Below are 24,120 nucleotides of genomic sequence, written 5' to 3'. Positions count from 1 at the left end.
TGCCTTAAAACTCTACCCCAACCCCAAGACCAACCTGCAGGGACTCGGTCGAGTCCCCGAACATGTGGTCGATGCTCAGGTTAATAAAACTGCTGTCGTCCAAAGCGTACAGTCCCAGCTGGGCAGAAACCAACCCGTGTGTATCCCCGACGTAACTGGTGTTCGAGAAACCACCGTCAGAAGAACTTGCACCTGCAAATCCAGCGGTCACTGAAACAGTGTCATCCGACGAAATAATGGCACCCGCGCGGAAGCTTGCCCGTAGTTTCTGAGAAGCGCTCAACGTCTGCTCGGTCCCGATCTCAAGAGACGGCGTCAGCGAGTAGATCATTTCGCTGTCATCCTGCAGAACAACCCCTGACAAGGTAGCCTGTCCATTGCCCTCAGTCGCCAGACGTGTCGCGTCCACGGCGACTTCGGGTCTCAGATAAGAACGGCCACCAGCGAACCTGTGATCATAAGCAAAACTCAGACGCAGGTTCTGATGGTTCATCTTATGTTTGAGCGAGCTGACGCCAACCGTATCCACAACTGAGCCGTCGGGCAATGTTCCACTGATCCCACCAGAGCGCACAGTATCGTAATCAGACCAACCTGCCGAGAGCATCGCCGCCATCTCCCAGGCGCCGATATACTTGGTCATGGACGCACCAATATTGAAACGATCACCACTGGCGTTGTACTGGTTACCGTTTCTCAGGCTCATCTGGTCGTAGCCGACTGCAATACCAGCGTATAGGTCATCGCCCACAGGGAATCTAAAGCCGGCGGTTAGGTTGGTTGCGTTAATATCCAGCTCTTCATAAACACCGGTTTGTTCGCGGTCGTAGAATGACCGTCCACCCGTGAACCACGCGCAATTCCGCGGATCATCTCCGGACTGATATTGCGTGTATCGGTCGCAATTGTGGAGCGCATTGGCAAACACGCGGGTTGCATAATAGGCGTCAACGGCATCGGATGCGTAATCACCAACAGTTAGGCTGTTTATCGCTGCAATAACGTCTGCTTCGGACTGCATATTGCCGATCAATGCAAACAATTGACCTTGTTCAGCTGAGCCTTGCCCATTCAACACTTGATTGATGTAATCGCCTACAGCCGCCTGGTTCGCAGTCATTCCAGCCGTTGAATAGTCAGGCGAAATGACCAGATCGATCGAACTTCCGTCAGACGTGGAACCGTTCAATCCAATCGAATAGTCCAGAACAACTGTATCTTGGATCGTCGTGCCAGCATCCGCAGCTGTACCGCCCGGGTTGATGATGACAAGCGGCAGCGCCCGTTCCAATGTGTTGAGCTGCGGTGTCAGCGTGCCTCCCATCGTTGCATTACCGGTGACATTGATCAGGTCGCTGTTTCCACCAGACGCACCCGAAGTCAGGAAATATACGTCGAAGGTCGAAGTTGCGGTGCCGCCAAAGGCCAAACTTCCATTCAAGTTCGTGGTCTGGCTAACATTTTCGGTAAAGGAAAAGTCGCCCGCATGAACTGTCGGAGAAAGTTCTGTGTTCAAACCCCAGTTGGCCCCCAATACTAGGTTGCCGTTTACCTGCATTTGGCCAGCAGCGCCCAGATCGAGGGTGTCCAAGGCGTAAAACGCCCCGCCATTTTCGACCGTCAGGCTGTTTGCCCCGCCACCAAGGTTCAGATTGCCCAAGGCGGTACCCGCAAGCGAAACTCGATCATTGCCTGTCCCACCATTCATCAGCTGGTTGTTTCCAGCCAACAGAACGCTGTCAGCGGAAAGGCTCAGGGCGTTGTTGGCACCTCCGGCCACAACAATTGATGCGACTGAGCCGATCTCACCTGTACCGCCCATCACAACACCGTCGAAACCAAGCGTAATCGCATCCGCCCCGTCTCGGCCTGCAGATTGTGCAAAGACACCGATGCCGCCATCTCCGACCGACAGAATGTTGCCTGCCAGATCCATGTCGATGGAACCACCTGAACCAGCACCGCCCGCTGCGCCACGATAGACCGAGTCCACCATGCCGCCGCCGCCGCCCAGCGACTGGGCTACGACACCAATCGCGTTTTCGCCGGTCGTTACGATGTTCCCGGACTGTCGGAAGGTAATGTCACCACCGTCACCGCCATTGTTGTCCGACAGATCTACGGTGATCCGGCTGGCTTCCAAGTCAGTCGAAACAAGACCGCCACCACCGCCAATACTCTGAATGATAAAGCCGTGGGATCCCTTACCGCTGGTGGTCATGTCACCGATATTGGCGAAATCAACATCGCCACCATCACCGGTTGACCCGTCTTGCGCACCCAGCACCACATCGGCCAGTCCCAGGCCCGAGATGACAACCTCGCCACCGCCTGCGCCGATGCTCTGAATGCTTTGACCATAGGACCGATCACCACTGGTGAACACGTTTCCGTCCAGCGACAGAACAATATCGCCGCCGTCATTGTCAAAGCTGGGATCAGAACCCAGAATTACCGAAGCTGACTTGTTCGCGTTGACCGCTCCGCTGCTGTTCAGCACCAACTTACCGCCGCCACCGCCGATGGATTGCGCCGCACCTGCGGACGAGAACGCTCCATCCGTACCAACATCCCCTGAACGGCTGCCGTTCACGTTTCCGCCGCTGGCGTCATCAGTGTTGATCGCTCCCAACCGGGCCGCGATATCGATACCGTCACCGTCCTGAAGATTGACGTTGGTCGCGGAGGTTCCGCCGCCGCCGCCGACACTCTGCAAAAGCAGTCCAGTCGACTGATCGCTGGTTGTCGCAATGTTGCCAGTATGTGACTGGGCCACCTGGCTGCCAGCCATTCCTGACACTTCGTCACCGCCCAGTGAGATGTCGCTGTTAAAGACCGTGCCCGTTCCGCCTGTGCCAGTTGTCGAAGCGGTGAAGTCGACCGTTGTTTCGACATTACCGCCGCCGCCGTTCACTGACTGAGCGAACACCGCCTCGCTACCCGAGCCATTCACAAGAATGTCCCCGGTCGAATTAACGGTTACGGTGCCCACCGAACCCGTGGATCCTTCACGTGCGCCGAGCAATTGCGAAACAGTATAATCCAGCGCCGAGACCAGCGGAGAGGATACGGAATATCCGGCATTACCGCCGCCGCCGCCAACAGATTGAGCATAGATACCAAACCCGTTTGTCGCATTCACAACAATGGCGCCTGTGTGGTTGACGGTGACGTCACCGCCGTCTGAGCCGTCCCCGCCAGATCCGCCAATGGCGATTTTGGAGTAGGACTTACCGGTCATCGTGTTCTTGAGGTCATTCACGTCCATGGCAACGGCCAACCCGCCATTACCACCGCCGCCGCCAACGGATTGTGCAAAGATACCATAGGCTCCTTCGCCATCCACTCGGATATCACCGCTATTCGTGACGACCACGTTGCCCGCGACATTGCCGCTGCCTCCCGAGCCGCCAATGTTCAACTGCGCGGTCGGAGAGCTGTTGTCCCCTGTCTTAAGCCTCAGCGTCCCGGTGATCGAGTTGCCGCCATTGCCGCCGCCGCCGCCAACAGACTGCGCAAAGATGCCGTGAGCCCCAGCGCCGGTAGAAACGATCGTACCGGCATTGGTCACCAATACATTGCCGCCGGTACCCCCGGTGCCACCTGCACCTCCCAGACCAAATTGCAGCGCGCGCCGTGTACTGGCCTCGGCCCCGCCGTAGCGGCCATCGACCGAAATCGTCGATCCGCCGTTACCGCCACCGCCGCCGACGGATTGCGCGAAAATGCCGTGGCTCTCTTTACCAGTCGTCACAATCGTTGCATCGCTTTCGTTAGTCACGTTCACCGTGCTACCAGCGCCGCCGGTTCCACCGGAACCACCAATCAGAATGGCGTTGGTGGTCGAGCCGTCCGAAGACCGGCCAAGGACGATATTGCGCACCTGCTGTGCATCGCCACCGCCGCCGCCAACGGATTGTGCGTAGATACCTACGGACTTGTCACCTGTGGTCTGAATCACGTCGCGGTTCGTGACAGAGACAGCAGCCGAGACCGCCCCGGAACCACCAGTACCGCCAATGGACAAGGTCGCCGTGTTACCGATTTCTTTACGCAGATTGATGATGCGGTTTTCTACCAAACCGCCCATGCCACCGCCGCCGCCGACAGATTGCGCAAAGATCGCATGTGCCATCATGCCGGCAGTGCTGATCGTCCCATCACTAACCACAGTCACCGTGTCGGATGTCATGCCGTCTCCGCCGGTTCCACCGATGTTGATCGATGCTGCAGTGCCAACAGTGGATGGATTGACGACAGATTTGATGGTGTCGGTGTTGGATTGCCCTGCCTGAACCATGCCGCCAGTGCCACCCGCGCCGCCAATGGATTGGGCCATGATGCCGACCGAGCGATCTCCGAGGGTCGCAATCTGTGCAGTGCTGTTCACATCAACCTTGCCGCCCACGCCGCCAGTACCACCGGTACCGCCGATGGACAGTGCTGCCGAAATCCCGCCACCGGCTGAGTTGCTGGCTTTGCCGCCATTGCCACCGCCGCCGCCAACGGATTGCGCGAACACCGCATGGGCATCGTCGCCCTGTGTGACTACAGTCCCTGCGATCACAGATGTCACGTCACCAGCCGCGCCGCCTGTGCCGCCCTCCAAACCGACCGACAGGCTGGCTTTGTTGCCCTTACTATCGCCGGTTTTGGGTGTACCAACGCTGACGGAAACCGAGGATGAGTTACCGCCCCCGTTTCCGATCGACTGAGCGAAGAACCCGTAAGAACGGTTGCCTGTCGTGGTGATAATCCCATTCGAACTAGCGATGACATCGCCGCCGCTACCGCCCGTACCACCGGTACGGCCGATCTGGATGTTCACATTGCCACCATCCACCGACGTCGAGGCCGAGTTGTAACCGGCGTTACCGCCACCGCCACCAACAGACTGAGCAAACAGACCATGAGAGTCCGCCCCGGAGGTCGAGATGTTGCCGGTGTTATTTACATTGACCTCACCACCGGTTCCCCCTTCTCCGACGCCACCGCCGACAGCAATGCCAAAGCCTTTGTTTGTTGCATCCGACGCCAGTTCGTAAGTCATGCCAAGGTTCAAGGCCGCGTTACCGCCACCGCCGCCGATCGATTGTCCAAACACACCGTGGCTGCTGTCTTGCAGAGTGACGACGTCACCATAGTGGTCGATATCAACCGTACCGCCATTCCCTGCAGTTCCGGCATCGCCGCCGATGGCGACCACAGCGGAAACACCGGTTTTATTGCCCGAGGAATCCGCCGGATTCACCTTTCCTTCCAACTCATCAAGAACGGCATTGTAGTTCGCGATAACCGAGTCATCGACGCCCGTGTTCGTAGGTGTCTTACGGTCAGTTGAGTCACCGGTTCCACCGTTGCTTTTGTTTCCGGTAGTTTTGCTGATACCGACAACCGCATTGATGCCAGCATCGCCGCCGCCGCCGCCAATGCTCGACGCTTCGATACCGTGCGAGCCGACGCCATCGGTTGTGATGGTACCCGCTGCCACAGCTGCAGTGCCGCGCGCGACAACCACGTCGCCGGCATGTCCGCCGCCGCCGCCAAAGCCACCAATACCCATCGCGATAGGTGAGCTGTCCTTGGTGCCGACAAATGTCGCGTTGATCCCGCCGGTGCCGCCGCCACCGCCAATGCTCTGTGCAAAGATACCGCGGGCGTGATAGCCGTTCGTCGCAATATCGCCGGTTTGCGTGACAGACACGTCACCCGCATCAGCGCCTGCGCCACCATGACCACCCAGACCACCTACGATGCTCAGGTCGGTCTTTCCGTCTGAATTGTTGGAATCGCCATAATTCAGCTGGCCGGTCACGTTTAGCGCGCCATTGCCGCCACCACCCGCGATGGATTGGGCGAGAACGCCGTGTTTCCAGTTACCCGCAACCGCTACGGTTCCGGCATGATCCACCGTTACATCGCCAGACAGATTACCGTCGCCACCAAAGCCACCCACTCCAAAGGTGACCGATGGAATCTTGCCATCTTTGCTTAGCGCGATGCCGCCCGATACGTTCAGGCCGCCATTACCGCCGCCACCGCCGATGGATTGTGCCATCAGACCGGCAGAACCATCGGTATCCGGTTTTTCTTCGTTAAAGACTCCCATGTCGATGAAGAGACGCTCCAACCCGAAGGTCGAGGCCAGTTCCTCGGTTTCATCGACAATCGAGTCGCCCAAGAAGTCCCGCAACTTGTCTTCAAAGGTTGTATCGTCGGGGATCGAGATATCGTCCGGGTTCGTCGTGACTGTAATATCAGCTTGTGAAGTGACGGTTACGTCGCCTGCCTTGCCCCCGTCGCCAGCAAATCCACCGACACCAACGATCAGAGAGCTATCGGACACGATCCCGCCCGAAACGTTCAAGCCGCCGTTGCCACCGCCACCGCCAACGGACTGGGCCAGCAAGCCGGATTGTCCGGTACCATGTGCCTTGATTGTGCTGCCTGCACCAACATTCACATCGACGTTTCCAGCATCACCGCCGCCGCCGCCGAAACCACCCACGCCAACGACAACAGCATAGGACTTGCTGTCATCTGGCTGACCTGCTCCGGGTTTGCCACTGATCGCAATACCACCGGATACACTGGTGCCGCCATTTCCACCGCCGCCGCCAAGCGACTGCGCAATCAGGCCACTCGCGCCTTTGCTTTCATCAACAGCAAAGGTGCCATCGGACTGCTCCACCATCGGAACGGCCTGAATGTTGCCAGTGTAGTCTACGTCAACATCGCTTGCGTTACCGCCCGATCCTCCAAAGCCACCAACGCCCGCTGCAACCGAGAAAATCGTGTCCGATCCCGATGGTTTTGTCAGCGCCAGAGAGCCTGAAATGTTCACTCCACCGGTTCCGCCGCCGCCGCCCAGGCTCTGGGCGAATACACCGTGTGACCCGTCCCCGGCAGTCACGACGTCGCTTTGAACATCCAGAGCGACCGTACCGGCATCCCCGCCACCGCCACCAAAGCCGCCAAGGCCCAATGCAACTGCTGCACCGGATTTACCCGTCAAGCTCACAGCACCTGATACGTTCAGGCCGCCATTACCACCGCCACCGCCAACGGATTGGGCCATGACACCGATACTGTCGACACCAGTGGTGACGATTGAGGTCGATCCGCTGCCATCCGGAGCTGAGCGCACTGTGCTGATGACATTACCTGCGTTGCCCGCGCCGCCGCCAAAACCTCCGACACCCAGGCTGACCGATCCGCCGTTTTCCTGGCTGATACCCAGTGAAGCAGAAATATTTGTCCCGCCGTTACCGCCGCCGCCGCCAAGGTTCTGAGTCAGAATTCCCGTGCTGCGATTTCCTGAGGTGGTCACACCGCCTGTGACAGTTGATTGCACCAGCGCACCGGCATCTGCGCCGCCACCGCCAAAGCCACCGACACCAATACCAACCGCTGCGTTAGCTGAGCGGGATAGAGACAGAGCCGCCGAAATGTTGGTGCCGCCGTTGCCGCCACCACCACCCAGGCTCTGTGTCAAAATTCCGACTGCGTCATCGCCTGTTGTCGAGACATTGCCGGTAACGCGCTGAGTGACGCTGTCCGCCGCCCCACCATCGCCACCAAAGCCGCCCACGCCGATACCCAAAGCACCCGAATAATCCTTGGCCACAGAAATCGCGCCGGAAATGTTAGTCGCGCCATTGCCACCGCCGCCGCCGAGGCTTTGCGCTATGATCCCGGCAGAGCGTTCACCTGCTGTACTGACATTGCCTGCGAAGGTATTGTCTACCGCCCCACTGGTGCCACCGCTGCCACCAAAGCCGCCTACGCCGATACCTGCAGCGCCCGATCCTGTTCGTGCGAGGCTCAGCGCGCCCGTGATGTTGACGCCGCCATTGCCGCCACCGCCACCAACGGATTGAACCAAGACGCCTGTTGAGTTGTCGCCGTCTGTAACTACGTCGCCTGTGACCGAGCCCGTGGCCGCGCTTGCGTTGCCGCCGTCCCCGCCGGATCCACCGATGCCAACGCCAATCGCGCCGCCACCGGTCCCAGAAATGTTCACGGCTGCCGAAACATTCAGACCTCCGTTGCCACCGCCACCAGCGGCAGATTGCACAAGAACACCGCCAGAATTGTCGCCCAGCGTTGTAACGTTGCCTACGACCGTTCCAGAAGCTGTATCAGCGTTACCGCCGCTGCCTCCGCTACCGCCGATACCAACAGATGCACCGCCGCTGCCCTTTCCGGCTACTGTTACTGCGGCCGAGACATTCATGCCGCCGTTGCCACCGCCGCCACCAAGGCTTTGCACGATAACGCCGCCGGAGTTGTCACCTTCAGTCAAGACATCCCCATTAAGGGTTGCCTCGGCCGTACCACCGTCACCGCCAGTACCGGAGGCACCGCCCAGACCAACCGACGCACCGCCTGAACCTGTTCCCGCTGCGGCCACCGCAACCGAGATATTCATACCGCCATTACCGCCGCCGCCACCAACGGATTGCGCCAACAAACCGGTCGATGTTTCTTTCAATGTAATAAGGTTCCCAGTGACAGTCGCTGTGACAGCCGAAGCATCACCCCCACCACTGCCACGACCACCTAGGCCTACAGCCGCCGCACCAGACCCAGTGCCTGCGCCGCCAACGGATGCTGAAACGTTGAAACCACCGTTACCACCACCGCCACCGATAGATTGGGCGACGACCGCGCTTGATTGCGCGCCTTCTGTTTTCACGTTGTTTTCAACAGAAAGACCCACGATACCGCCGTTTCCGCCGCTACCGCCGGATCCACCCAGTCCAACACTGATGGCGCCCGAACCCGTGCCTGCTCCGGCAAGGGCTGGCGAAACGTTAAAGCCGCCATTACCGCCGCCGCCACCGACAGATTGGGCCAGAATTCCCACCGAAGCATCACCCTTGGTGACTACAGTTGCCGTCGTGCTGGCCCTGACTTGGCTACCATCGCCTCCACTATCTCCCGAGCCTCCCAGCCCGACAGAAACCGAACCCGCGCCAGTTCCTGCACCCGATACCGTTGGTGAAACATTGAAGCCACCATTGCCGCCGCCGCCGCCAAGAGATTGAGCAACAAAGCCGCTTGAGGCGAAACCGTCGGTCAGAATGGTCCCGTTCGAAGTCAGCGTGACGTTGCCGCCATTGCCACCTGTATCTCCGGAACCGCCAAGCCCGACGCTCACGGCGCCACTAGCTGTTCCCGCGCCGGACAAGACCGGGGCCACGTTGAAGCCGCCGTTGCCGCCACCGCCGCCAATGGATTGAGCGACAACACCCGACGAATGATCGCCGCCGGTTTCAACAGCATTGTTGGACGTCGCAAGGACAGTGCTGCCGTCACCTCCGCCAGCGCCGTTACCGCCGAGACCAACGGACACACCGCCCCCAGCTGTGCCGGAGCCTTGTACAGATGCACTCACGTTGAAGCCGCCGTTGCCGCCACCGCCGCCAACGGACTGTGCCAGGAATGCAGTGGCCGAGTCCCCTTTCGTCAGGATCGTACCGTTCGAAGTCAGCGTTACAGCACCACCGTTTCCACCTCCCGAGCCGGTTCCACCCAATCCAACGCTGACTGCGCCACTGGCAGTACCTGCTCCGGCACCGGTGCCAGAGACGTTAAAGCCTCCGTTACCGCCGCCGCCGCCAATAGACTGCGCCACAACGCCGGAAGACCGATCTCCGGCAGTTATAATGCTGTTACTCGTCGTCAGGTTAACTGTCCCGCCAATCGCGCCACTGCCACCGTCACCGCCAAGGCCGACTGAGACTGCGCCGCTGGCTACGCCAGCGCCTGCAAGCGACGCGCTGACGTTAAAGCCGCCATTGCCACCACCGCCGCCAACGGACTGTGCCAGAACAGCAGTCGAGTCTGCGCCACCGGTAGTGACGGTTCCCGTCACGCTCCCAGTGACGGTTTTTCCGATACCGCCACCCAATCCGCTGCCGCCGAGGCCGACCGTGACGGCTCCACCGCCTGCACCGGCCCCTGCAATACCGGCTGTTACGTTGAAACCGCCATTACCCCCGCCGCCACCGATGGACTGGAACACAACGCCGCTTGAGCCGTCGGACAATGTCGTAACGTTGCCCGCCACCTGACCTTCGACGATACCGCCGTCACCGCCGATATCGCCATCACCACCCAGGCCAACGCCAATTGAACCTGCTCCGGCTCCGGCCGCAGCGACCCCTGCAGTGACATTGAAACCACCATTGCCGCCGCCACCACCGATGGACTGGATCACAACGCCGGTTGAACGCGCACCCTCGGTGCGAACGTCGCCATTTACGCGCACGCCCGAGACGGTTCCGCCGACACCGCCACTGCCACCATCGCCACCAAGGCCAACGTCAACGGTACCGGCACCCGCGCCGCCTGCCGCCAAACCCGCTGCAACACTAAAGCCCCCGTTACCGCCGCCGCCGCCGATGGACTGAACAACAACTGCACCTGAATCATCCCCGCGGGTCGTGACGTCTGCATCGACCTCCGCAGTAACGTCTCCACCCGCGCCGCCGCCGCCAGCTTTTCCGCCCAAGCCGACGCTGACCGAACCAGCCGCCGCGCCGCCGATATCGGCACTGGCACCGATTGCATACCCACCATTACCGCCGCCGCCGCCGACAGATTGGGCCACAACACCGCTGGAGAACGCGCCGCTCGTCTCGATCGAGTTTCCACCCGCGATCAGGGTAACGTCACCGCCGATGCCGGCTCCACCGCCGTCACCGCCAACACTTACGTTTATGCCAAATGCGGCTCCGCCGCTGGCGCTGATCCCAGCGGCAATGCTGCCACCGCCATTACCGCCGCCACCGCCGACAGATTGGGCGATAATCCCGCTAGAATTTGTGCCTGTCGTCGTGACATCTGCCTTGGTGTAAACTTGGACCAGCCCGCCATTGCCGCCGCCGCCAGCCTTGCCGCCGATACCGACCGAAACATTCCCTGAAAATAGCGCCGAAGCGCCTCCGGTCGCTGCAACGGCAAGACCACCGTTACCACCACCTCCACCAACGGATTGGAACAACATGCCTGCCGAACGGTTCCCGGTCGTAACAACCGTACCTTCAAAACCTGCGGCTGTTGCGACGCCGCTGCTGTTGAATTGCCCAACAGTAACCGGGCCGCCCTTACCGCCTGAGCTACCGTCACCACCGACGCCAACCGCCAAAGACCCCGAAACGGGACCTCCAGAGGCAGCAACCGACACCGCATAGCCGCCGTTACCGCCGCCACCGCCAACCGATTGCAGCATAACGCCGATGGAATCGTCGCCACCGGTCTGAACAGAAGCCGACCCACTGCCACTGAGCGTGACAGCTCCTCCATCTCCGCCACTACCGGCCGAGCCACCAACAGATACGGAAGCTGCACCAAAAGCACCTACGGCAACAGAGACTGCGCCGCCGCCATTGCCGCCGCCGCCACCGACGGATTGTGCAAATACCCCGGTCGAACGATCCCCGGAAGTCTGAATAGCCGACGGCTGACTACTGTCCGTGTCGGACAGAGTGACGTTTACATTGCCGCCAGCGCCACCAGCCCCGCCGTCACCTCCGATTGCCACGCCCACGAAAGCGCCGACCGCGCCGGAAGAGCCGCCGTTACCACCGCCGCCACCAATTGACTGCGCGAGAATACCCATCGCGTCATCGCCAGACGTAGTGATGATCCCGTCATTCACAATCGTAACGGTCGAGCCGCTGCCACCGCCGTTGCCACTGCCGCCGACCGACACCATACCGCCAGACGATCCGCCGTCACCGCCACCGCCACCAATTGACTGAGCGATGATCCCACGCGCGCCGTCTCCGCCGGTTACGATCTGGCCCTTATTGGTAACACTAACTGCAGCACCTGTTCCGCCTTTGGAACCTGTCCCGCCGATCGCGACTAACCCGTAAGAATTCGCACCAGTACCGCCGCTGCCACCAATGGACTGCGCCATAACGCCGTCCGCGCCGGCGCCCGAAGTCAAAATGCTTCCGGAGCCTTGCACGGTGACACTTACATCATCACCGCTGCCGCCGTTTGACCCGACGCCACCCAAAGACAGAGCAACAAGACCGCCCGCAGTTCCACCAGCACCGCCGCCGCCGCCAATAGACTGAGCGACAATCCCGCGAGCAAAATCACCCTGCGTTTCAATGGCTCCACCGTGTGAGATCGTAACCTTACCGCCGTTGCCGCCATTATCTGCGCCACCAATCAAGGAAACCAGAAGGTTACCGCTAGTGCCGGCAGATCCGCCCGAACCACCGATCGACTGAGCGTAAATGCCGTTCGCATAGTCGCCAGTTGTCAGGATGCTGGCACTTGAAGTTGTATTCACAACCACATCGCCGCCGCTGCCGCCGAACCCGCCATCACCGGACGAACCAACCAGCCCCCACTGCGACCCACCATTGCCACCGTTGTTCGAAACACTCAGTGCGTAAATACCATCCGCCGAGTCTCCGGTCGTTGAAATCGTGCCCCTTTGCGTGACGGTTACGTTGCCACCATCAGATGAATGGCCACCAGTGCCCCCGCCGGGCGCTGCGAAACCACTTCCGCCATCGCCTGCTTCACCACTTCGGCTGAACGCAAAGATACCTTTGTTGTCGTCGCCGGATGTCTGAATCGTACTGCCAGAGGCCTGTGTGGCGTTGACCGTACCACCTTTGCCGCCGTCACCACCATCTCGACCGTCAAAGAAACTTAGATACGAGTCACCGCCTTGTCCGCCGTCACCGCCTACGCTTCCGACCTGCCAACCAATATTGCTGGTCGCATTTACATCGCTTGTCAGCGTTTTAGTTTGTGTCGGGCCATCGGCACCGTCTCCACCAGAGCTTGGCGGGACAAACAGAGCGCCATCGCGCCCGTTGCTGCCATCGTTACCATAAACGACCTGATTGACACCGTTGGGACCTGAAACATCCTCGGGTGGGGTAACGGCACCAGGCGTACCAGAACTGTTGAAATTGCTATTGTACTGCGCCAACGTCAGCTGGGTCGACAAACTGGCCGTTCCGGACGCTGCAGAATTGCTGATTTGAGCCGTTGTTCCGGAAATCGATACAATCTGAAACGCGAGAGGAGGATTGTCAGAGTTGTAGATCGTGCCACCAGCGGCCTTGACCAGGAAAACGTAGCCATCCGCCGTCTCAACAAAGGCGGTTGTACCCGCTGTAGGTGTCGAAGCTGGGTCTACGATCAGCGCGCTGACGGTTGTATCCAGGCCTGTTACTGGGTTTGTAACTGTATCCCCGACTTTGGAATCGGCGTCCGGCGCAGCAAGCAAAGGTGTTGAAACCAAAACATAAAATGAAACTGCAAAAAGCAGATTTGACTTCTTTGGCACCCTCAAACCCCGCAACCGAATTTACCCAAAAGCTACAGAAAAAGGGATTGGTTTCGAAAAGCAGCCACCTGCTTTTCGACGTATCCCCATCAGCATTCACAAAAAGGTTAAGCGCAAGTTAAAGGAGATTACTGTGAATAAGTTCACTCTAACGTGGTTTGATCGTATTCATGACCGAAATGCAACACCTTAGTATCATCACGATACTTGATGTCCATTCGGAAGCCACCCACGAAGGCCACTGGTCGGCACGAAGCCACTCAAAAAGAGCGGCTTCGGCTGTGCTTTTTAGACGAGTAATCCGACCCGTTTTCGAATTTCCTCAAAGCTCTGACGGCTCACAATTTCACCATTTCGAAAAACGGTTTTTAAGGCGTCATGACCCTTAGGAATGTTAGTCAGTGGCCGAACAACGAACTGCCCAGCGTCGGTCTGCAGCACCCCGAGCCTACCCTTTTTAGAGGTCTTAGAACCTTTTGCAGTGACCGGATCCTTGAATACGTCCCTCCAAACTCCGTTCACACAAATGGCGGAGGTTTTCATTGAATACGAAAACGTATCGCGATCCAGCTTTTGCAAAAGACCCGCGCCCATCCCAAACGCGATGTTTCCGATAGCCAATCCACGGTCGATCATCACATCCATGATCTTCACGATCGAACGCTTGTCGACTCCGTCACCCTGAATGACCCGCACCTGATCAGGCAGGATACGAAAACCGGTCGGTGTCAGAGAATAGCCAAACCGCTCCATCAGAGCTTCGATAACATCCGGCACGATCTGCAAAGGATCACCGCTGTCCGGTCGAACCACCAGAACACCATCGCGTGCAAGAACCTCATCGCGCAGTTCAGTACCCCAATATTCTCGCACCGCCCGCATCAGGTCATAGCTGTCAGATACACAGGCGACGATACCAGCTGGGTTGTCCCGCAGAAAGCGCCGCATGAAGCTAAGCTCACCATCCGGACCAAACGAGGTAACAGTGCTGTGTTCAGTCGCAGGAATCGAAAACCCTGACATATCGGCACCGTAGACATTGCGGGAAAGCACCGCGCCGGCAATCGTGTCAGTCCCCATCGAATTCACCAGGTGAGCGGCCCCACCGATCGCCGCACTTTGGCAACTGGTCGCTCCCCTCGCTCCGAAATCGTGCAACTTGAATGCAAGGCCCTCATCGCTGCTGTCAGTCTGGATCAAGCGCTCGCGTATTTTACGCACGACATGGTTCGAGATAGTCGCGACGGTGCTGGGGTACCAGACAGCCCGCAACAGTCTTGTTTCCAGAAAACCTGGCAAGGCCCAGCATTTCGGGTCGGTATTTACGATCCGCACCTGTGGGATCGACACCGGCGCAATGGTTCCTTCTGGCAATGCATCGATCTGAACCGGCAAATGCCCGTCGTAAGTGTCGATTATGTACTGGAACATTTCCACGTAGAGTGACAACCCGTGCGCAGCTATAAACGGCGCCGCCTCATCCAGCATCTCTTGTGTGATTACCCTGCCCGCAAGCTTCACAAGCTCCACTTGCAGACCAAAGAACAGCACCGCGTCTATCTCACCATCGGCACGACGTGGTTCGATATAGGCAAATACCCGCTCTGTGCCTTCTGGAAACTGTTGAGGGTGGCTATATTTGTAGCTGTCGGTATCCAGCAGAAAATTATCCGCATCGATGCTGTTTGCAAAAAGAGATGTTTGCATCATCATGGTCCAGTCCTCCTTGGATCGGATATGGTAAGCCGCGCCGGACCTCCCGGCGGGCTGTGGTACAAAGGCCTTATAAGACCTCTGAATTCAGTGAATCTGGCTCATAAGAACCGAGGAATAGGCAAATGGCACATTGGGCACCAAGGCCTGAATGATGTCGAAATGGTCTTCGAACATTACGTCTGGGGTCAGCTGATTGATCGGCATCCAAAAGGCTCGTTTCGCATCATCTGCGCCCTTGACCTTTTCTTGCGCCTTGCCGTCGATCAGCTCAAACTTGAACGCCTCGGTTCGAACCCAGCCACGTTCTGAACGCTCAGGGTGATCAAAGACCTGACGCGCTGCAATACGCCCTTCCAACAGCTTGCGCGGAATGTTCAGACGCGTTTCTTCGATCAACTCCCGGATCGCGGCCTCTTGTGCGGTCTCTTTTTGCAAGTGACCACCCGGCAAGGCATACAATGCCTTCCCCGGCGCGTTTGCACGTTCGACCAACAGGATATGTCCGTTCTGTACAACCACGGCGTCTGCGCAATCTGCCGGAATTTCATAACCAAACGCGGCGACCGCCTTTTTGTAGTTCGCCCTGTAAGTCTGGTTGTACTCTGCCTCGGCTTTGACCTGAGCCACCTCCTTGGGATGTCGTTCCATCCAAGAAATGACCTGATCGGTCTCAAACGCGCCGAAGACCTCCCGCACTTGGGCGGTCGGCGCCGCTCCCAGAAACAAAGCCGCTCGCATGTCGGTCGCGTTCAATACATCCGCCCCGTTGCACTCTGCATCGACGGACGCAGCTTGAAATTCGGGGAACCAACGCAAGTAACGGCTGCTTTCATCTTTGTCGTGCCCGACAAGGACGATCTTGACGTCAGCCCGGGCCAAAGATCTGTTTCGGATATGCAGATCTATCGCCGTACGGACATTTCCCGCCCATGTACCGTCGTCGTAAAGTGTGTCGACAAGGGGCAGACACGTGATGTCCATGGCGTGACCTGCACCCTTCATCGCATCAGTGATAAAAGCTGCGCGCTCGCTCCATTTGAACGCGTTTTTCTCGGATCGTGGCCGGAAAGCCGAGCCGATCAGAACGAGGGTTTGATCTGAGATTTTGGATGCATATTCAAACAGCTTACGATGGCCTTTATGAAAAGGCTGAAACCGTCCAATGATCACTGAAAGAGTGACCTGAGTCATAGCGCGACCTCCGCGTTATCGATGTCTGCGCAAGACCTCCTTGCGCTGTCTAAAGACCTACGAGAAGGGCCACCAACTGTCAATCATGACGTGAATCCAAATTGGAAACACAGTGTTTAAAGGGTGCGATCAGACCAAATTCGTCCAGGAAAAACATGATTTTTGGGGCTGCGGCTTACGTCCTACGGCGGATTGGAAACGCAAATCATAATAAACTGGCGCCCGCCCTGCGCCTACACCTTATGGATGATTGCTGACTTATCAATTTAGAACTTGGAACTGCGACGTTCTGAATTTCGACCCGCCTCAGAGCACAAAGAACGTTAAGCCAACGCATGTACCTCATCCGGTTGAGTTAGGTGCCTCAAAACTCGGTTTTTCAACAAACTAAACGACACAGACCGCATTGCGGCACATCAGGAAACGACAACCTGTCGATGTTTCGAGTTCTACGAGACAGCTTCTACCCGTCTTTCACCCAATCATTTGACAAAATTATCTAGGGTTGAAAGCGGTACGATAGTGCATTCACCGCGCAAGACCGAGCAGATTGGTCACGACCCTAGTTGCAGGCAACTTGCTGTGCATAACCCTTTGGCACACTCGACGCTTTCAACGCTCTTTCCCCCTATTTTTATGAGCATTTCCTTGTTTTGTGAGCATTTTCGCGTTAATGTTGAACATTAAGATGGAGCAAAAAATACTTCCCGGAATTTGCCGGTGATGCGTGCTCCACTTTGTTAATTCTTAGATGACTAGTATTGGGGGGTAAAACTTGTGAGAGGGAAAATTTTACAGACCTATAGTACGGACCAGGCGACACTGCCCCTTCCCAGGGAACAAAACGGAGTGTCGGGCAAGCCAAATCAAAGAACAGGCTCTTTGCGTGAAACGAGGTTTGTCATTATCGAAGGCCAACGTCTTTGGCAGGAGTGTCTTTCGCATAGTATCGGACTACTCCATCCTGGTGTTAGCCTGATTGGGTGCAAGTCCGTTGACTATTACATCGAAAGTGACCCATCCGAGCTAAAACCGGATGCCATTATTCTGTGCTTCACTCAGACAGAAATGCTCGAGTCGGAAACCTTGGCCTCGATACGTCGCCTTGTGAAAGCCGCAGAGGCGGTTCCGGTCGTGGTTCTATCGGATTGCGAAGACATCGATCAGATGGTTGCGGTTCTGGAATGTGGTGTGAATGGCTACATCCCTGCAAGCGTCGGTTTGAAGGCCATCGTCAACGCAATCAAAACGGCTGCGTCCGGAGGCTTCGTACTGACAGGATCAGGCCTAGAAGCGCTAAGCCAAGCGATAGTAAAAGAAAAACCGGCCGAAGAGCCCTGTAATGAGCTCTTAACTTCGCGACAATCGGCCGTTGCCGAGGCTTTGCGTCAAGGCAAGCCAAACAAGATGATCGCCTTCGAACTGGGCATGTGCGAAAACACCGTGAAAGTGCACGTGCGCAATATCCTCAAAAAGCTGAATGTCGTTAACAGGACGGAAGCAGCGTTCAAGTTGAACCAAGTGCATGCGACGCAATAAATGGACGCTAACCCTTTTGAGGAAGCTAGGTCGACACACTCGCAAAGCGGCTTGGAAACAGGTGCTTCCATGAACTTGGGCGTCGGACATTACCGATGCCTCTGGTCACTGTTGGTGTGCTTTTTCGCCACGATAGCCGGGGCGGAAACGATCACGCTGAGTGGAAATCATGCCTATAAGGAATTTGTTGCGCGGGAAATCCAGCCAGGATCCCTGATTGACATGCGGCACGGTGAATTCCGCGTGGCCAACAGTAAGAACTCAAACCCGGACGAGATCTCTGACTGCGATGTCGGCCCCCTTAGCATAAACCGTTATCCTGTAAGGGTTTACGAGAGCGAGGCAGCCGTATTGATCGATGGTCGTTTTGACGGCGAAGTACCCATGACATCCGATTGGGTTCACACATATTGCAACAGTGCCGCAGTCGGACTGTGGGACAGCCCACACGGCAGCGTCGAGGGTGTTCGTGCACGGCAACTTTGGGACGGGATCCGTATAGCAGGCAGTTCGCCATTTTTTCGGGTAGAACACGTCTGGCTGAGCAATGTGCGCGACGACTGCGTCGAGAACGACTTTTTGCAAAGCGGGATGATCAAAGATTCTCTGTTGGACGGATGCTTTTCGGTCATTAGCCTGCGATCACCGGACGAAGCCGCTCAAGGAAGCGCAGAGACGGTCACAATGGCAGGGGTTTTGATGCGCCTTGAGCCTTATCTGTATAAAGGTGATGTAAAACAGGGCTTTCCCATAAAAGCGAATGAAGCGTCACCACAGCTGGTGATCTATGACAGCGTCATAGCAGTCGGTCCTGAGGATTTAATCAGCCCTTCGTCATTCAGCCACGCTTTGGACAAGATAACGGATTGCAGAAACAACCTGTTCCTTTGGACATCCGACATGGCTTGGCCCGAGAAGCTAGCAAAACCGCCATCGTGCTTCCGCATCCTTCAAGGCGAAGCCGCACGAGAGGCTTGGGAAGGAGTCAGGCAGAACTGGATTGACTGCCACTTTCGCATTGAGCGCTTTACCGACGACACGGTCGCAGACCCGGCGCGTTGTGACCAAGCAACTTACGGGGGTCTCTACTAAGCAATCGACGCAGCGACTGCAGGTTCTGTGTCCGTCGGGCTATTTCAAGTATTTTTGCCAGTTCGCAGCGGAGGTTCACGCCCATGAGGATTGTCCATATTTTAACCCGACTTCTCCGTGCCGGTTCGGAAGAAAACACGCTGCTAACCTGCGCGGGGCAAATCGAACGCGGACACCAAGTATTTTTGCTTCACGGCCACGAATCCATCCCAGAGTATTACAAACAAGTTCTGCCTGACCTGCATCTCATCCCCGTGCCCGCGCTGACCCGAGAGGTTAGACCCTTTCAGGATGTGTCAGCTTACCGACAGACCAAGAGCATTCTTAGACACCTTTCGCCCGACGTTGTGCACACCCACCAATCCAAGGCTGGGATCGTCGGGCGTTTTGCGGCATCTTCTGTTGGCGTTCCACTGATCGTTCATGGCGTACATATCCTGCCGTTTCTCGGGGAATCCCGCCTAAAAAGAACCGCTTACCTGGCAGCAGAACGCTCTGCTGCACGCAAGACAGACGCCTACATTCATGTCAGCGAGGGTATGAAAGACTCATGCCTTGAATACGGGGTCGGCACAGACCGCCCCCATTATGTGGTGCGTTCAGGATTTGATCTGAAACGCTTCTCAAACGCCAGCTGGCCTGACGATTGGCGCGAAATTTTGGAAGTAGGCGAGAACAAAGACAAACCTCCTGTAATTCTGATGCTATCAGCGCTTGAGCCGCGCAAGAACCATCTGAGCCTGTTGAATAATCTGCACCCGGTCTTGGATCGCTTCCCCAATGTTCGAGTCGTTTTTGCCGGCGAAGGACATATGCGGGAAGAGATCGCGAAAAAGATCTCGGCAATGGGTTTACAGACGCAAGTTAAACTACTTGGCTATCGGGATGACCCCGAGAAGATAATCGCGTTGAGTGATGTCTGCGTACACTGTTCGGACCGTGAAGGCCTGCCGCGCTCTGTTCTGCAATATCTCGCCGCTGGCCGCCCGGTTGTTCTGTTTCACCTTCCAGGCATCGACGAGATCATCGAGAACGGACAAAGCGGGATGATTGTTCCTCATGGCGACTGGGCCTCTCTGATTGAAGCCCTTGGAATGGTATTATCCGACCCTAGCGTTCGCGCGAAATTGGCCAGCGGTGCACTCGACACCGACTTGGGGCGATGGGACAGCTCGCTAATGGCGAAAGAGACGTTAGCAGTGTACAGCGAGAACACCCCGGACAAATCGCTTCAATCTGCACAGGCTTAGACCTGCATCGCCACAGACACGTGGACCTATTTCACCCGCAACAACAATCGTGCGGTTAAACTCAGAAAAAGAACCACCCAGAAGAACGGGCTTGTTGACGGACCCATTGAGTCACTTGAAAAGTTGGCCGCAATGTAAGTCAGCGGTGCTGTCGCCAGCCCCACGCACAATATCCGATCCCGATTGCTGGCGAATTGCGCCTTGAACGCTAAACGAAGCGTACTGACCGACAGGAATACGGCCGTGGCTATGACTATCGCAAAAGCGGTAAATCCAGGGGCTCCTAACGTTCGAAGGTAGTCGAGCAGAACGTTATGGCTGTGCGTTACTACCGAGTCCGCATGAGGCAAAACAAGCGGATGACCCGCCCCCTGCCCCAAAACCGGATTTGAGTAGAATTGATCCAAGCTACGTTGCCAGAGATCGTTTCGGGCTTCGAGCGAGTGCAGCTCTTCGTCCTCAGAAATCAGCGCTTGAAACAAGAGAAGCGCGCGGGGGTTGAACACCACCAATAGGACATAGTTCACAAGAGCGATGGCACATATTGCCAGGAAACTCAGCGCCATCATGCTCATACGCGTCACTCCCGAAAAAGCGATGATCGAATACGAAAAGAGGACAAAGGCTAAGGTCGAGGATGAAAGCATCAAGTTCGTCTTAGACCCACTCAGGATCAGGCCTAACAAAAAGGCGACCAGACAAAAGGCCCAGATAAGACGGCGTCGCTGCTGACTAACAAAACCTGCGGTGGCAATGGGGACTAAGGTCGAAATCGCCATGCCAAACTGGTTGGGGTTCTTAAAAAATCCTGACGCGCGATCTGGGATTTCAAAGATCATACTTCTCAGGTTTGGTTCATAAAACGCCGCAAAGCTGATGACACAAGTTGCTGCCAACGTGAGGCAAAGAACCTGGATGTAGAAATACAGCCTCGTTTGAGTGACGGTTCCAACAATCAGAAAGAAAATCGCAAATCCGGAAATCAGGGTCACCACCACCCTACCGGATCTGAGTGGGTCAGGTGAGCTCAACGCGGACAAGAAGGCCCAAGGGACTAGAAAGATCAAACATCCAGCAATGATCTTCACCCCGATCTTCGATACATCATCCAGCACCAGGGTTTCGCGTGTAGCAGCGGCGGAAAACCAAAACGGGATACCCACAAACATTAAAGCATGTGCAATGGTCATGCCTCCGGGCAAGCCAGAAAGTCCGGGGAAACAGATCATTGCGAGGAAGGCGCAACCAATTAGAAATGGAAGCCGAACCGTGCGGCCGACGGGTGGCGACATTCTGATCCCGGCATCGGTCATCAGCGCTGTGGCCTGCGGCCGCCTAACTTAGATCCCGGCCTTAGCCCATCCTTTGCTGCCCATTCCCGGGCCATCGCCAGACCAACGCCGGTCAAGATACCAAACAGTAGAAACAGGACGAGAATAACTTTGTACTTGGGGAAAGATGGATTTATCGGAGGTCGCGCCTCAGAGGCCAACCGCACGTCAGGCGAAACATCGCTACGCTTCAGATTCTCAAGCTCATTCAGATGTTGTTGGTAAATGCGATCAAAGATGACGGCACTGCGTTGAGCTTCGAGTAAATGCGCCCATTCGGTGCTGTCCCCATATTCCTGTATCGCGTTGAGTTCATTCTGAACCGCCGTGTTTCGGGCTGCGAGGACCGCAAGTTCAAGTTCAAGATCATCGCGAATATGCCGAACCGCGCGTTCCAGAGAAGCACGCATCCCGTCCACGCTTTCTTCCAGTCGCGCCAGCGTATCCTTGGACACGCCCGGTTGATTTCTGAATTGTTCAAGCTTTCTAGAGGCGCTCAGCATATCGCTATACAGCTCGAGCGTTTCGTCATCCTGAAGGGCCGGAGCTTGCAGCGTATCGATGCCTCCTGTTTGCGACAGCAAAGCTAGCCTAGCCTTAACTTCAGCTTCATTGGCATTGCTGTTGGACAGCTGCTGCTGGAATTCTACGATGCGGTTCTCCAGGTCATCGGCGTTAGTAACAATATAGTTGCTTTGGGATATCAGCCTGCGTGCCGTGTCCTGCGCCGTCACCGCCTGGCTTCGCATTTGCTCAGCCCTGTTTTCCAGGTTCTCTTTACGCTGCGCGAGCGATCTTTCGGCCGAGGCCGTCACGTCCTGAACGTAGATCGAGGCAAAAGCATTGGCGATATCAACAGCCAGTGGTCGCTGCGAAGATGTGAAGCCGACGGCAATCATCGAGGAATCGCCAACTCTCTCAACTGTAAGCCCTTTTTGCACTTTGCTAATCAAAAGTGACTCGTCATCTGCCACCGCCCAATTTTCACGGGCTTCAAGCCGCAGCCATCTGCGAGTACCGGCAATGGCCTGGCTCAATCGACTAGGATTTGGTTCAAGAATTTCCGCCAGCCCCAGTTCATCTATCACCTCATTGGTGATCCGGTTCGACTGGATGAGTTCGGCGTGGGTGTTGAGTGGGGAAAGATCATCGGTCAATCCAGGCTGATCTAACCGAACGTGCAAAGATGCTGTCGCCGTGAATTGGGGAGGTACACTCACAAGGAAAATCAATCCTGCCACCAAGAAGGCCAAGGGCGTCAGAATGAGGACTAGGTATTGTCTGCGAAACATGTCGATAAGGTAAGACAGCCCACTTGTGTCATCTCGCCAACCGGCGTCCAGCAGATTGTTCCGTGGATCATTCATTTTTACTCACCCGCTCTGTAACTGGTATCTTTGCTTCTTCACTCCTTGGACTTTGTGTATCCCCCGACAGGGAATAGATTATCTCGACCAGATCCCCGGGATACAGTTCTTCATCAGTTGTAGCGATATCCACTGGTGGCAGCACTTCGCCACGGCGCGTAATCACGGCCACAATTCGCGTTCGGGACAATGAAACTGCGGCTCGCGCGGCTCGAAGTGTAGCCAGTTCAGCGCGGCGATCCTGAGCATCACCAATTGCGTCAGCCAACTCTTCCCAAGCCTGACTGCGCGCACTGATCTGAATTGACTCGGATTCATCTTGTAGGAAATCCAGCTCGGTTTGCACTTCCTCGATTGTTGCAACAAGCCGCATGATGCTGCCGGCGCTTGAAATGGCAGAACGGCGGGCTTCGATAAGGCGGGTGACGACCGCTAAACCTTTGGCCTCAAGCTGTAGTTGGCCGTCGACGATCTGCTCATCGAGAACCAGACCTTTTTCCTCGTTTGCCTTGAGTTTGCTCAGCGCTGCCAGCCGCATTCTGGCCCGCTGTATATTGCTTGCTATTGTGCGCCCCTGACGGTCAAAATCTTCCGTTCTGGCTGCAATCAATTCCTTTTCCAACTCAATGATCTGCCTGATATCTGGTGTATCGGCGACCAAAATGTTGTCGTAATCCTGTGGCGTAGCAGTGCCTAAAAGAGTCTTGAGCCTCCAAATGCGCGCATTGGCACGGGCGAGGTTGAGCAACACCGCCTCTTCCTGCTCCAATACAGTGATTCCAGGGTTGTCATTTGCAGCGCCAGCGTTGGCCAAGATGACAGCGGTTTGCAGGGTCATACCGGGTTGGAAATCTAGAACAAGTGGCTGGGGTAGATCACCGGCGATGTATATCGGTTTGTAACTCGAAATACTTATGTAAACCTGACTCGAAAGAATGAGCTGTGGTACGTTCTCAGCGCCAGAAGTTACCGGAAAACTGGTTACTGAATAAGCATTTGCAACCTGCTCACGCAGTTGTTTCAGAGTGGAATCGGCGGCCTGAACCTCGCCAATGATCGGGAACCAAGCCGTCCCGTTCATTTCGATCGGAACGTCTTGCTCTAGCTCCGCAGGTCCAATGATTTTGAACGAAAGAACGTCACCAGGTTGAAGCAGGTATTCCTCAGCCCAACTGACAGCTGGCGAAAGAAACACAAGCAGAGAACTTAATATTAGGGTAACAAAATACTGTTTAATACTAGTCAGCTTCATACGGTCAGCACCTCGAGTACTCTGGGTCCGCTCGGGGTTTTCAATCTCCGAT

General features: G+C 56.5%; 9 protein-coding genes. 3 read left to right on the top strand and 6 right to left on the bottom strand.

What is annotated here, in order from left to right:
- Window positions 1-4 precede the first annotated feature (4 nt).
- The 3 genes from ACR0EO_RS14635 to ACR0EO_RS14625 all read right to left on the bottom strand — a co-directional run bounded on the left by ACR0EO_RS14635 (window position 5) and on the right by ACR0EO_RS14625 (window position 16,237).
- Window positions 5-13,330, bottom strand: a complete 13,326-nt coding sequence (locus tag ACR0EO_RS14635; RefSeq protein ID WP_480691167.1) for a hypothetical protein — start codon at window positions 13,328-13,330, stop codon at window positions 5-7.
- Window positions 13,331-13,618: 288 nt separating this feature from the next.
- Window positions 13,619-15,043, bottom strand: a complete 1,425-nt coding sequence (locus ACR0EO_RS14630) for a nicotinate phosphoribosyltransferase (protein WP_480691165.1) — start codon at window positions 15,041-15,043, stop codon at window positions 13,619-13,621.
- An 87-nt stretch (window positions 15,044-15,130) separates the two neighbouring features.
- Complete coding sequence (locus tag ACR0EO_RS14625; RefSeq protein WP_480691163.1) at window positions 15,131-16,237, bottom strand: NUDIX domain-containing protein; 1,107 nt, start codon at window positions 16,235-16,237, stop codon at window positions 15,131-15,133.
- 882 nt (window positions 16,238-17,119) lie between these two features.
- Here ACR0EO_RS14625 and ACR0EO_RS14620 point away from each other — a divergent pair.
- From ACR0EO_RS14620 to ACR0EO_RS14610, 3 genes are all read left to right on the top strand, one after another.
- A complete protein-coding gene (locus ACR0EO_RS14620; RefSeq protein WP_480691161.1) occupies window positions 17,120-17,776 on the top strand; it encodes a LuxR C-terminal-related transcriptional regulator in 657 nt (218 codons plus the stop codon).
- Between the two features lie 69 nt (window positions 17,777-17,845).
- Window positions 17,846-18,868: a hypothetical protein gene (locus ACR0EO_RS14615; protein WP_480691159.1), complete on the top strand. Its 1,023-nt coding sequence runs from the start codon at window positions 17,846-17,848 to the stop codon at window positions 18,866-18,868.
- Window positions 18,869-18,951: 83 nt separating this feature from the next.
- On the top strand, window positions 18,952-20,118 hold the full coding sequence (locus tag ACR0EO_RS14610; protein WP_480691157.1) for a glycosyltransferase: 1,167 nt from the start codon (window positions 18,952-18,954) through the stop codon (window positions 20,116-20,118).
- A gap of 26 nt (window positions 20,119-20,144) precedes the next feature.
- Here the strand turns inward: ACR0EO_RS14610 and ACR0EO_RS14605 are convergent, their stop codons facing one another.
- Genes ACR0EO_RS14605 through ACR0EO_RS14595 form a run of 3 tightly spaced genes read right to left on the bottom strand, consistent with a single transcriptional unit; the run spans window position 20,145 to window position 24,011 of the window.
- Entirely contained in the window at window positions 20,145-21,410 is a 1,266-nt protein-coding gene (locus tag ACR0EO_RS14605) for an O-antigen ligase family protein (RefSeq protein ID WP_480691155.1), read from the bottom strand.
- Window positions 21,411-21,430: 20 nt separating this feature from the next.
- Complete coding sequence (locus tag ACR0EO_RS14600; protein WP_480691153.1) at window positions 21,431-22,816, bottom strand: GumC family protein; 1,386 nt, start codon at window positions 22,814-22,816, stop codon at window positions 21,431-21,433.
- The gene (locus tag ACR0EO_RS14595) at window positions 22,809-24,011 is read right to left on the bottom strand and encodes a polysaccharide biosynthesis/export family protein (protein ID WP_480691151.1); all 1,203 of its coding nucleotides are present in this window, start codon (window positions 24,009-24,011) and stop codon (window positions 22,809-22,811) included. Before ACR0EO_RS14595 ends, ACR0EO_RS14600 begins: the two co-directional genes overlap by 8 nt.
- Between the last annotated feature and the right edge of the window lie 109 nt (window positions 24,012-24,120).

This window comes from Ruegeria sp. BE9, assembly GCF_056538765.1.
This window is presented reverse-complemented; position numbering and strand designations above follow the sequence as displayed.

Excerpts from the sequence above, each read along its gene's own strand:
- ACR0EO_RS14630 (WP_480691165.1), bottom strand. The coding sequence starts at position 15,043 with ATGATGATGCAAACATCTCTTTTTGCAAACAGCATCGATGCGGATAAT.
- ACR0EO_RS14625 (WP_480691163.1), bottom strand. The coding sequence starts at position 16,237 with ATGACTCAGGTCACTCTTTCAGTGATCATTGGACGGTTTCAGCCTTTT.
- ACR0EO_RS14615 (WP_480691159.1), top strand. The coding sequence starts at position 17,846 with ATGAACTTGGGCGTCGGACATTACCGATGCCTCTGGTCACTGTTGGTG.
- ACR0EO_RS14610 (WP_480691157.1), top strand. The coding sequence starts at position 18,952 with ATGAGGATTGTCCATATTTTAACCCGACTTCTCCGTGCCGGTTCGGAA.
- ACR0EO_RS14605 (WP_480691155.1), bottom strand. The coding sequence starts at position 21,410 with ATGTCGCCACCCGTCGGCCGCACGGTTCGGCTTCCATTTCTAATTGGT.
- ACR0EO_RS14600 (WP_480691153.1), bottom strand. The coding sequence starts at position 22,816 with ATGAATGATCCACGGAACAATCTGCTGGACGCCGGTTGGCGAGATGAC.